The following is an 11261-nucleotide window of genomic DNA, read 5'->3' on the forward strand; positions in this document are numbered from 1 at the left end:
GCCCCAAGTAGCCAAGTAATGCGGCCCGGTTTCGTTGCGGCCAAAGCCATCCGTGCCCAGGGCGCGCTCCGATCAAGTCGTTTCTTGGCGCGACCCCGGGTAGGCTTGGCGCTGCGGCAGCAGTTCGATGCGAAATACCAATTCGTCACAAACATCAATACAGCGCGCGCAGCGGATGCAGTCTGCGCTCGCAATTGCTGGCGAGCGACCGTGTGGCGCGCCATACAGCGCCGGTGCAATCACGTGCGGTTCCGGGCAGACCCGGAAGCAGTCTCCGCAAGCCGTGCAACGATCACGGTTCACGGCGCTGACATGCATCAGCGCGCCTCGCCCGAGCACACCGTAGAACGCGCCAACCGGGCACAGGTGGCCACACCAGCCACGCGGTATGACCAGCAGATCGAAAACGAAGACGACAAGCACTGCGCCATAGCCGCCAGCAAGCCCAAAGACCAGTGCGCGCTGCAGCAGAGTGATCGGGTTTACCGTCTCCCAGACGACGCTGCCCAGCAGTGCCGACAGCAGCAACGCGACTACCAGCACCGCGTAGCGCAGCCGGCGGTCAGGTGTGGCGTGGCGCAGTAAGGATGGCAGTCGCAGCTTGACGCGCAACCACGCCGCAAAATCTGTCACCGGATTGATCGGGCAGACCCAAGCGCAGTAGCTGCGACCGCCGAATGCCGTGTAGAGCACAGCGACAATCACCGCACCGCCCATTGCGCTGCCCTCCAACACATGGTGCGCAAGCAGCGCCTGCAGTGCAACCAGTGGATCAGTCAAACGCAGTACGCCGAACAATTCGCTTGATGCCAGGCTTCCGCGGGTCAGCCAGACGCCGGCCCACGGCCCCATCAGGAACAGTGCGAGCACCGTCAACTGACTCGCACGGCGTGCCAGCAGCCACCGGTTGCGTTGCCACATCGAACGCTGCCGGGTGGCCGCAGTCTCAGCGTCGCGTTGCATGATTGGCGCGTACGGTGATTGCAGCATCGCCTTGCAGCACGCAGGCCGCCTCGCACAGACCACAGCCGGTGCAATAGTCAGCGTTGACCACCGGCCTGAAGTTGCCCCCGCGCAAGGTGCGCCCCGGCTGCATGCGGATCGCCTGGCCCTTGAGCGGGCAGGCTTGGTAGCAACTGTTGCAATAGGCGGCGCCGGTATAGCTATGGCAGCGCTCGGGCGTGCTGAGCTCCGCCAGCCCCATTGCTGCAGCATTGATGGTGCTGAGCTGCAGCGCCCCGGTCGGGCAGGCCGCGGCGCATGGAATGGTCTCGCACATGTGGCATGGTGTGTCCCGGGCGGTGAAATATGGTGTGCCGGTGGGCAGCAGCGGGCTGAGTTCGGCCAGGTGCAAGGTATCGTACGGGCACGCCTGAACGCACAGCCCGCAGCGCACGCAGGCACCAAGAAACTCGGCCTCGTGCAAAGCGCCAGGCGGGCGGATGCGGTACGCTGGCAGGTTGCAGCTGCGCTCGCCTTTGACCCGCGCCACCAGGCCAAACGTCACACCGCCGAGCGCCAATATGCTCGTCACTGCCCTGCGTCGTGAGATTTTCCGTTTGACCATCGACTGTCAATTGTGTTGTCGCAGCATGCCGCCGCCAAGCGGTGACGCGCCCTTTACCGATGCATTATCTTACCCGTCGGTGTTGTTGGTGTGAGCTTGTTCAACTTGGACTTTCAGACGACGACGTTTGTCAAGTCCTTTTCATTTTCTCACCAATCGACCGGTTGTTGGCAATTTTGAATACAGCCTGACCACCTCGGCCAGAATGGCACCAGAGCCTGGCAGCGTTACTTCCTTAAGAGAAATCGGCCTCTAGCCCTCGTCAAAACTACATAAGCAACTACTAAATTTATAGCAATCGCGCATGACGTAGTTTTCGTTCATCAGTGTGACGTAGTAAAAAAACGTCTTTTGCTCAAACAGCATCACCCCTGATGCAGACAGAATGGCAAGGCCTTTGGACCCTTGTCCACCACTTTCAAGCCCCGGTATATCATCGTCACCCGCCGGTTAAAACAGTCGGTTTGGCGCCGTCGCAGTGGCACCCTACTGCCACGACCACCAGCGCCCACCGACAATCCTCTACCTCGCCCAATGACCCTTACCGCACTGATAGCGATCTATGTGCGCCAAAACTGGCGCCCCTATGCGCTGGCCGCCTGGATGCTGGCGACCGTGAGCGCCTTGACGGTCTACATTCCGCGTCAAGTTGGCCATGTGATTGATGGTTTGGTGGCTGGCACCCTGCACGAAGAGGCGTTGTTGGGCGAGTTGGCCTGGTTGTTGTTGGCGGGTGTTGCCATCTATTTTTTGCGAGTGGCCTGGCGTTTGCAGCTTTTTGCCGCCAGCTACCGCCTGGGTGCCCAGCTGCGCGCCCGACTGTACGCCCGCTTGTGCCAGCAAGGCCCCCATTTTTTCCAACAAAAGCGCACCGGTGATTTGATGGCGCTCGCGACCAACGACATTGACTCGGTGGAAATGGCCTCAGGTGAGGCCATGCTGGCGGGCTTTGACGGCACCCTGACGCTGATCTTGGTGGTCGCCATGATGACGCTGGGTATCGATGGCCGATTAGCGGCGGCGGCCCTGTTGCCGTTCCCTATTATGGCGTGGGCGTTTTGGCGTATCTCCAACCATATTCACCAAGCCTCCAAAGAATCGTTGGATGCGTTTGGCAAACTGAACGACCAAGTGCAAGAGACCCTGACCGGTGTGCGCACCCTGCGCGCACTGGGATTGGAGGCGCGCAGCGCACAGCGCTTTGAGGAACTGGCAGAAAGCGCCGCCGACGCCAGCCTGAGGGCCCAGCGCTGGGAGGCCGCATTTGAACCAGCGGTGGGGGTTACCTTAGTCAGTGCCACGGTCCTGACCTTGGGTTTGGGAGGCTATTTTGTTTGGCATGGTGAACTCAGCATTGGTGCTTTGACGGCCTTTAGCATGTACCTGGGGCAGTTGATCTGGCCCATGTTTGCGGCCGGCTGGGTGTTGGCCCTGATCGAACGGGGGCGCGCAGCCTGGGGCCGTTTGCAGCCCGTTTTGGATGCGCCATTGACCGTGGCCGACAGTGGTTCTCGCACAGATGTTGAGCCCGGACGTCTGGTCCTGGAAGGGGTGAGTTTTTCTTATCCGGGCCACCAAGCGTTGGCACTGGATGCGGTCAGCCTACAGCTACCGCCCGGCCAAACCCTGGGGTTGGTGGGTGCTACGGGCAGTGGCAAATCCAGCGTCTTGCGTTTGATTTTGCGCCAATACACCCAAAGCACAGGCACCATCCGCTGGGGTGGCAACTCCCTGGGCGACTACACGCTAGAGGCGCTTAACCGGGCCATCAGCTGGGTACCCCAAGAGCCGTTTTTATTCTCGGCCAGCATTGCCGAGAACATCGCCTTGGCCAAGGCGGGCGCTACACGCGAAGAAATTGCCCACGCCGCGCGCTTGGCCTCCATCCATGACGACATCGTGCGGATGCCCAAGGGTTATGACACCCCGGTTGGCGAAAAAGGCATTGCGCTCTCGGGCGGGCAGCGCCAGCGCGTGGCCATAGCCCGCGCCATGTTGACCGACGCACCCCTGTTGCTGCTGGATGACGCCTTGTCTGCGGTCGACACCCAAACCGAGACCGATATCTTGCAGCACTTGCGCAGCGCGCGTGCGGGCCGTACAGCGTTGATCGTGAGCCACCGCCTCAGTGCGGTCATGGACGCGGACCACATTGTTGTGCTGAGCCACGGACGCATCAGCGAACAGGGTGACCACGCCACTTTGTTGGCGCGCAATGGCTGGTATGCCGCCCAGTGGCGCTACCAACAACTGGAGGCCAGCCTGGATGCAGCCTGATGCCAACAAGGCGCCCGACGCGGGCGCCACTCGCCGCGCCATTGCCCTGCTGCTGCACGCCGCCGCACCCGAGAAGCGCAACCTGATCTTGGGCACGGTCTGGTTGATAGCGTGCGCCTTATTAGAGGCCACTGGCCCCTTGCTGGGCAAGTATTTCATCGACCAGTATCTGCTGCCGCGTAAACTGGTGGTCTCCGATATGGCCCTGTTGCTGGCAGCACTGTTGCTGACGGGCGCCCTAGCCAGCGTCATCCGTTACGCCCAGCTGGCGCGTATGGCTGGCGTGGCCATGCGTTCGGTCAAGCGCGTGCGCGAAGAAGTCTATGGGCATGTGCTGCGCCTGCCCATGGCATTTTTTGACAAAGCCATCACTGGCCAGTTGGTCAGCCGGGTTACCAATGACACCGAGCAGGTGAAAAACCTGTACGTGCAGGTTTTATTCGTTATTTTGGACAGCAGCATCGTAGTGTTCGGTGCGCTGGCGGCCATGGCCTGGCTCGACTGGCGGTTGATGCTCATCGTGCTCACCCTGATTCCCGCCGTGGTCGTGATTGTCTGGTTTTACCAGCGCTGGAGTGCACCCGCGGTGGCCCGGGCCCGGCAAAAGCGCAGCGACATCAATGCCCAAATGTCAGAGTCCATCGCTGGTATGGCGGTGCTACAGGCCAGCAATGCGCAGCAGCGCTTTAAAGACCGTTTTGATCACACTAACGGCCAGCACCTGGGTGCACGTTTGGCCGAAATGCGGGTCAACGCCTGGTTGCTGCGTCCGATGCTGGATTTGATCAACGTGTTGCTGCTCGTGGTGGTGATCCACAGCTTTGGCCAACGCGCGCTCAGTGCGTTGGAGATTGGTATTTTGTACGCCTTTGTCAGCTACATCGGTCGTGTGGTCGATCCACTGATCCAGATCACGCTGCAATTTGGCCAATTGCAACAGGCCGTGGTGGCAGCGGCGCGGGTCGACACGCTGTTGCAAGAGCAACGTCCAAAACCCATGATAGGCCCCCAGCGTATTGGCAGTGGCACTATCAAAATTGAAAACCTGGGGTTTGGCTACGATCCGCAAACGCCCGTTTTGCACGACCTGAGCCTGAACATTCCGGCGGGCGGGTTTTACGGTCTGGTGGGCCACACTGGCAGCGGCAAATCCACGCTGCTGAGTTTGTTGCTGCGGTTTTACCAAGCCCAAACCGGGCGCATCACGGTCGATGGTGTGGAACTGTCCACTTTTAGCGACGCACACTTTCGCGAAGACGTGGGCTTGGTGCCGCAAGACCCGTTTTTGCTGGCCAGCAGTGTGCGCGACAACATTGCCATGGGCCGCGAGCTGGACCAGGCAGCCATCGAAGAAGCCGCACGCGCGGCCCACTGCCACGACTTTATTGTGCAGCTGGAACAGGGCTACGACACCTTGTTGGGTGAGGGTGGTGCCCGCCTGTCGGTGGGGCAAAAGCAGCTCATTGCCATTGCCCGGGCCCTGGCGGGCGAGACCCGCATCCTGTTTTTGGACGAGGCCACCGCCCATATTGACTCAGAAACCGAGCAAATTGTGCAAGTTGCCCTCTCCGAGCTGCGTGGCAAGGTCACCGTGGTGGCGATTGCCCACCGCTTGTCGACGATTCGGGCTGCCGACTGTATCGTGGTGCTCAACCATGGCCGCATCCATGAACAAGGTACCCATGATGAACTGATGGCCCTTGAGAAGGGTGTCTACCAACGCCTGTACTTGTTGCAGCAAATGGGCGAGTAAGACGCAGTACATGGTCGCGTCCGCGCCGTGTTCGCCGAACACTTGCGGTATGGCAGTCTCCAACTTCAATTCTTCAATTTCGCATGAGTCACCTTTGGTATGCTTCAAAGAGCCTGCGGCAAAATATTCGTCAAGCTCTCTCAGTACTTTGGCTTCGGCTTTAAAGGATAGGAAAATCAAACACATGAGCCCAAGCAACCCGACCAAGAGCGGGCCAAAACACCATGCCGTCCCACAAATGTCCGTCTGATTTTCCTGATTTGTAGGGTGTTGCGGTCACTCATGAATACCAGTTCCCTACGGGCCTTTGGCCGACAAACCGTCATCCCGGCGCTGGGCATCATCGTCATGGTATTGAGCCTGATCGACACGGGCTACCAGTCCTCCGTCCGCGGGCTGGACCTGTCGTGGCACGCCATGCTGGGCTATGCGCACGCCCACAACCTGCAGCACGGCAGGGATCTGCTGTTCAACTACGGTCCGCTGTCGTTCATGGAATCGGCGATCTACTTCGAGAAGAACCATGCTGACGTATTGCTGCTGCGGGGGCTCTACGCGCTGACGCTGGGCTTGTGCTTTTTTTGCGTCCTGAGGATACGTCGGGTCATTGACCTGCTGCTGTTCTGTGCGTTGGCTCTATTTTTGGTACTGCTACACGACGTCTACCTGCTGCTGCCAGCGCTGCTGCTGGCGCACAACGAGGTGCAGCGCGGGCCCAAGGACCGCGCACGGCTGGCGGTCTCGATCGTGCTGGCGTTTGACATGGCGCTGGCCTGCCAGGTGCAATCTGGCGCGGTGTTCTTGTCAGTCCCGGTACTGCTGCTGGTCACGGCGTATCGCATAAGGCTGCGGGACTATGTGCCGGTTGTCCCCGTCTGCTTTGTATTTTTTTCGCTGCTGGTGTTTGCGTGGGTGGGTCAGGATTTGGTCAATTTTCCCGCGTTTTTGCGGGCTACTTCGACGTTTCACAGGCCTACAACGCCGATATGGGTCTGCACGCGCCCTGGGGCTACAGCTGGCCTTTGCGCTGGGGGCGCTGGTGGTGGGCAGCACCTTTGGGCTGCGCGGGATGCAGCAGTTACTGGTTAGTGCGCTGTCCATCCTTTACCTGATGGTTGCCTACAAGATGGGATTTATCCGCCATGGCGAACATCCGTTCGCCTCGTTCCTGGCGCTGGCGTTTCTGGGTGCCGTCCAGTTGTGGAGTCCGGCTAGCCATTTCCGCAACCGTGGCCACCCACCTGACCGCGCCATTGCTGCCGCCGGGCGACGGGTTCAAGATCTATCCCTCGTTGATCAAATACCGCGCCGTGTACCCGCTGAACACAGCGTACAGACAGATGCAGGATGCCGACTATCTGCGCCAAAATCAGAAGGCCCTGGCCGAGCCCCGCGCCGCCATTCCGTTCAAGGACATTCAGGCGCCATTTGACGTGTTCCCGTTTGAGTTTGGCCTGGCCTACGCTTCGGGGCTGGAACTGGCCACACGCCCGGCGTTTCAGACGTATTACGCGACCAGCCGCCGCATGACCGAACACAACGCCAATTTTCTGGCCAGCAAAAAAGTGCCCAAATCTGTTCTGTTCAGCATGATCGCAGTCGACAACCGCTACCCCGCGCTGGAAGACCCGCAGACACTGCGGGCCTACCGGCGCTTCTACCAGGTAGGTCGGCAAACCCCGGACCAATTGCTACTGACCCGCCGCACGACTCCGCTGCGCGAAAGCCAAAGCTGCCAACCCACCTTCGAGCTCGGGTTTGGCCAGACGCTCACCTTGCCCCCATTGCAGGACGGCTCAGCCTTGTGGGCCCGAATAGCGGTTGAATCAACCTGGCTGGGCCGTTTAGCTGGCTTTTTGTTGGGCCCACCTGCGCTGGGGCTGTCCGTGGTGGCGCCCAACTGGCAACGTGATTTCCGGTTCTTGCGGGAGGCAGGTGAAAGCGGCTTCCTCCTATCACCAGCACTCGTGTCCACACCGGCTGCTGCCCGCTTCCTCAGTGGTGCTGCCACGGTGCCGGAGGACCACATTACCAGCATCAAGCTGCCCGCATTAATCAGCAGCTTTCCGAGGTTTGACAATACATTCGATGTGACACTGTGCACGCTGGCATGGGCACCTCCTTGATGAGGTAGATAGGCCTGCCCCGTCTTGCTCTGGGTTTCCCCACGAATTCAGCGGACCTTGCTTGCCAACAGTGATTTGGATCGCAATTATCGCGAAAGTTACGTTGGTCGCCGTCCTGTATCACGACGGCTCTTTCATGAAATTTGTTCTGGGTCAAATATCTTCGTGGATAGCTGTGCCACAGTTGTTCACAGCGTGTGGCTGAGAACTTCGCCAAATGGATTTCTTCACTATTGCCGGAGATGTGTGATGTACCTGATACAGAAGGCAATCCTTGCCTCGGCAGGATCGCTCCTAATGAGCTTGTTAGCGATACTACCTGCCGTCGCTGCGGATCGTTCCATGGGTTTCGGTGTGGATTTCGGCGGGACCCCGGGGCGTTGGAATGCGATCACGGACGTTCCGGGGGTCTCTGTTGGTCACGTGACCCTGATTTCGGGGCAAGGCGTTCTGCGCCGAGGCGAAGGACCGGTTCGCACCGGAGTGACAGCGGTATTGCCGCGCGGACAGGACCGGATGGCAGAACCCGTCTTTGCCGGCTTGTATTCCATGAATGGCAATGGTGAATTGACCGGGAGTTACTGGGTTGCCGAGTCAGGGCTGCTGTCCGGGCCGATCATGCTTACAGGAACTACAGGGGTGGGGGCCGTTCGCAGCGCGGTAGCCGACTGGGGGGCTTAGCAGCCCGATCCTGCTTTGGCTTGGGATCTCGAATTGCCTGTCGTTGGTGAAACCTGGGACGGTCTTCTCAACGACGAGTATGGCTTTCATGTGAAGCCGGAACATGCCATAACGGCAATGAAAAGCGCGACGTCCGGCCCGGTAGTGGAAGGTTCCGTCGGTGGCGGTACCGGCATGATATGCCACGGTTTCAAGGGGGGTATCGGTACCGCCTCACGCAAGGTCGTCATTGAGGACGGCGAGTATGTGGTGGGAGTCCTCGTTCAGTGCAACTACGGTTCCCGTCGGTTGCTGAACGTGAATGGAATCAAGGTAGGGCAGGCCATTGTTGAGCAGCCGGTCTGTTTCGAGGGGACGGAAAAGCCAAAATCCATTCACGCGGCCGATGTGCCGGCCTGTGATGAGAAATCACCGCCACCCCGCAACACCCGCCGCGAAGGGTCGGGTTCTATTATTGTCATTGTCGCAACTAACGCCCCATTTTTACCGCACCAACTCCATCGACTTGGCGAAGTGTTCCCTTGGGTATTGGGAAATGGGTGGATTAAGGGAGGATGGATCGGGTGAAATATTTGTCGCTTTTCCACTAAGCGCGCATACTAGAAGCCTTCAGCTAACTCGGTGCCTGTTCAACAACTGAAACTGGGCAAAGAATCTCTTCTGGAAGCTACTGTTCAGGCAAGCAACGCAGGAAGCAATCCTGAATGCCATGCTCGCAGCGGAAACCATGACCGGTGCGGATCGAATCCGTGTTCCCGCTTTGCCCAAAGATCGCTTCCGTGCGCTGATTCAGCATCGATCTAAGTTGCACTAGTCAATTCGACCACACTTCGTTCACTGCTTAAATCACACCATGACAAATCGCCGCGGCTTCTTGAAATACCCTCTCGGCCACTGTTGCTGCTTCGGCCATGCGGTTGACCGGCTTGGCGTGGCGAGAGTGGTGCGCAAGCGCGGCCTTATTCACTAGCGTTTCCAACCTTATTCCGGTTCCATTGACCCGGCAAGCGGCGGATTACACCTGTGGCATCACGGCAGTTCAGTCGATCCTTGGTTACTATGGCATTGATCGTCGCCAGGATGTTCTGATCGCCGCGATGCAACCGGATCCGGATAGGGGTACGAACTATCAGAATGTGCTGGCCTATGCGATATCTTTGGGATTCGAAGCCTCCGCGCGCAACGGCATGACCCTGGACGAACTGAAGGGTCGCATTGATAGCCGAATCCCGGTTCTATTGGCCATTCAGGCCTGGGCAACGCCACCAGTTGACTGGAGCACATTCGAAAATGGGCACTATGTGGTTGCTGTGGGTTATGACAATGACCATTTTTATTTCATGGACCCATCGACACTGGGTCACTACACCTACATCCCGATTCCAGAATTTCTTGAGCGCTGGCACGACCATGACGATTACCAGAAGCAGGATTTGTTTCATTTTGGCATCGTCATGATCAAACATGACGCACTCCCTTATGCACCGGATCAGGTTACTCGTCTGGAGTGAAAAGTGAATTGAATGGGGGCAGCCCGGCCGGATCAGGCTCTGGCCCTTGTCAGAAATTTTGCGCAAACCATGCTACAAGATGACAGCCATGTCGTGCAAGGCCTCCGTAGCGAGCATCCGGTAATGAACTGTGTGCTCTTCGATCAGTGCTTCCTTGCGCCAGCGTATGACATGCTTGGCGACGCACACTTGGCGTTCTAGGTAATTCACACCGTCCTGGATGGCTTCGGCCTGTGATGGGTCTGGTCGCATTGAATGCAACTGGCAGGCCAGAACGGCGGACCCGTGCGAAAGACTCGGCGCGCGGAAAGAACTGGTAGTTGCTGCGACCGCAGTTTTTGGCGCGATACATCGCGGTATCGGCGTGTCGAATCAGCTCATCAGCCGTATCGCCATCATCGGGAAAGACGCTGATGCCGATGGATGGAGACACCGACACGGCACGACCATCAATGATGACGTCGACACTGACCGACCTTACCAGGTTGACGGCCACTTTGCCGGCATCTGCTGACTTTGGCAATGTCGGTGAGCACGATCAGAATCCGTCGCCACCCAGCGGCGCGCCACCATATCGGCGTCACGCACGGCGAGCTTGAGGCGACACGCGACTTCCGCAGCAGCGTCGCCCGCATGGTGTTCCTAGGGAATCATTGACCAGTTTTGGTTGTCGAGGTCAATGAACAAAGTGGCGACCGCCGTCCGCCTTTGCCGGGCCTACGCCAGAATGCTGTCGAGTCGCTCCATCAGGTAGAGCCGGTTCAGTTGCGTAAGCGTGTCATGCAGCAGCTACGAATTCGATGCGCGCCTGGAGCCGCTTTGCGCGCACGGATGTCCCTCAGCACGGTTAAGCGGTACGTGCCGCCCTTTGAACGGCATCGTTCCTCACAACACTCTCGACCGGAATCTCAACACCATTGGTGTCATAGACCGCTGCTTCATACGGATCTCGCACGTGGACTGTACGTACTCGACGGTGGTGCTTTCCATCGCTCAGGATAAAGGTCTCAAGGTGTTGCGCCCGACAATGTCCGTAGAGGTCCGGCCGAGCAAAGTCCCTGCAGCGCGTCATGTTGACATCCGTGACCACGCCGTTGTGATGGAACACGACACCCTCGGTGGTAGCTTCGGCCAGTTTACGCATGCGCTTCACCGTCGCGGATCGCGCGTTCAGCCTGCCACTGGGTTGTCATGTCGCTGGATCAGTACAATGCACCCAGCGGGTCTGGCCATCATCGAGGTGGGAATCAAGTTGACCTCAATTACCCGCTGTTATCGGGCAAAGTTCGCTCGCGCACGTGTTGAACGGTCTTGGGCTGGCGACCACTGCCGCACGTGTGGCTCAA

At 58.9% G+C, this 11261-nt stretch carries 9 protein-coding genes and 2 pseudogenes; 6 read left to right on the plus strand and 5 right to left on the minus strand.

Features of this window, described 5'->3' with window-relative positions:
- Positions 1-72: 72 nt before the first annotated feature.
- Together napH and IPI80_RS12445 are read right to left on the minus strand one after the other, a co-directional pair.
- Entirely contained in the window at positions 73-963 is an 891-nt protein-coding gene (gene napH, locus IPI80_RS12440; RefSeq protein ID WP_413860524.1) for a quinol dehydrogenase ferredoxin subunit NapH, read from the minus strand.
- Complete coding sequence (locus tag IPI80_RS12445; protein WP_413860526.1) at positions 947-1507, minus strand: MauM/NapG family ferredoxin-type protein; 561 nt, start codon at positions 1505-1507, stop codon at positions 947-949. The genes napH and IPI80_RS12445 overlap by 17 nt, the downstream gene beginning before the upstream one ends.
- 594 nt (positions 1508-2101) lie before the next feature.
- On the opposite strand from IPI80_RS12445, the gene IPI80_RS12450 reads away from it, so the two are divergent.
- The 6 genes and pseudogenes from IPI80_RS12450 to IPI80_RS12475 all read left to right on the plus strand — a co-directional run bounded on the left by IPI80_RS12450 (position 2102) and on the right by IPI80_RS12475 (position 9915).
- The gene (locus IPI80_RS12450) at positions 2102-3844 is read left to right on the plus strand and encodes an ABC transporter ATP-binding protein (protein WP_413860528.1); all 1743 of its coding nucleotides are present in this window, start codon (positions 2102-2104) and stop codon (positions 3842-3844) included.
- The gene (locus tag IPI80_RS12455) at positions 3834-5597 is read left to right on the plus strand and encodes an ABC transporter ATP-binding protein (RefSeq protein ID WP_413860530.1); all 1764 of its coding nucleotides are present in this window, start codon (positions 3834-3836) and stop codon (positions 5595-5597) included. The genes IPI80_RS12450 and IPI80_RS12455 overlap by 11 nt, the downstream gene beginning before the upstream one ends.
- Positions 5598-5879: 282 nt before the next feature.
- Positions 5880-6686, plus strand: a complete 807-nt coding sequence (locus tag IPI80_RS12460; RefSeq protein ID WP_413860532.1) for a hypothetical protein — start codon at positions 5880-5882, stop codon at positions 6684-6686.
- 53 nt (positions 6687-6739) lie between these two features.
- Positions 6740-7723 carry a hypothetical protein gene (locus IPI80_RS12465; protein WP_413860534.1) on the plus strand — a complete coding sequence of 328 codons (984 nt, stop codon included), beginning with the start codon at positions 6740-6742 and terminating at the stop codon, positions 7721-7723.
- Between the two features lie 342 nt (positions 7724-8065).
- A pseudogene (locus IPI80_RS12470) lies at positions 8066-8971 on the plus strand (P1 family peptidase).
- 344 nt (positions 8972-9315) lie between these two features.
- Positions 9316-9915 (plus strand): C39 family peptidase, encoded by a 600-nt coding sequence (locus IPI80_RS12475; protein WP_413860536.1) that lies wholly within the window; start codon positions 9316-9318, stop codon positions 9913-9915.
- A gap of 72 nt (positions 9916-9987) precedes the next feature.
- On the opposite strand, the gene IPI80_RS12480 is transcribed toward IPI80_RS12475, so the two are convergent.
- The 3 genes and pseudogenes from IPI80_RS12480 to IPI80_RS12490 form a co-directional block, all read right to left on the minus strand.
- Complete coding sequence (locus IPI80_RS12480) at positions 9988-10167, minus strand: hypothetical protein (RefSeq protein ID WP_413860540.1); 180 nt, start codon at positions 10165-10167, stop codon at positions 9988-9990.
- A 130-nt stretch (positions 10168-10297) separates the two neighbouring features.
- A pseudogene (locus IPI80_RS12485) lies at positions 10298-10411 on the minus strand (hypothetical protein); the annotation flags it as partial.
- 351 nt (positions 10412-10762) lie between these two features.
- A complete protein-coding gene (locus IPI80_RS12490) occupies positions 10763-11059 on the minus strand; it encodes a hypothetical protein (RefSeq protein WP_413860538.1) in 297 nt (98 codons plus the stop codon).
- Positions 11060-11261: the final 202 nt, after the last annotated feature.

This window comes from Candidatus Aalborgicola defluviihabitans (genome assembly GCF_016705985.1).
GTDB lineage: Bacteria > Pseudomonadota > Gammaproteobacteria > Burkholderiales > Burkholderiaceae_C > Allorhodoferax > Allorhodoferax defluviihabitans.

Bases quoted from the DNA above. Each gene is read 5' to 3' on its own strand.
- napH (WP_413860524.1), bottom strand. From the start codon at position 963: ATGCAACGCGACGCTGAGACTGCGGCCACCCGGCAGCGTTCGATGTGG.
- IPI80_RS12450 (WP_413860528.1), top strand. From the start codon at position 2,102: ATGACCCTTACCGCACTGATAGCGATCTATGTGCGCCAAAACTGGCGC.
- IPI80_RS12455 (WP_413860530.1), top strand. From the start codon at position 3,834: ATGCAGCCTGATGCCAACAAGGCGCCCGACGCGGGCGCCACTCGCCGC.
- IPI80_RS12460 (WP_413860532.1), top strand. From the start codon at position 5,880: ATGAATACCAGTTCCCTACGGGCCTTTGGCCGACAAACCGTCATCCCG.
- IPI80_RS12465 (WP_413860534.1), top strand. From the start codon at position 6,740: ATGGCGAACATCCGTTCGCCTCGTTCCTGGCGCTGGCGTTTCTGGGTG.
- IPI80_RS12475 (WP_413860536.1), top strand. From the start codon at position 9,316: ATGCGGTTGACCGGCTTGGCGTGGCGAGAGTGGTGCGCAAGCGCGGCC.
- IPI80_RS12480 (WP_413860540.1), bottom strand. From the start codon at position 10,167: ATGCGACCAGACCCATCACAGGCCGAAGCCATCCAGGACGGTGTGAAT.
- IPI80_RS12490 (WP_413860538.1), bottom strand. From the start codon at position 11,059: ATGCGTAAACTGGCCGAAGCTACCACCGAGGGTGTCGTGTTCCATCAC.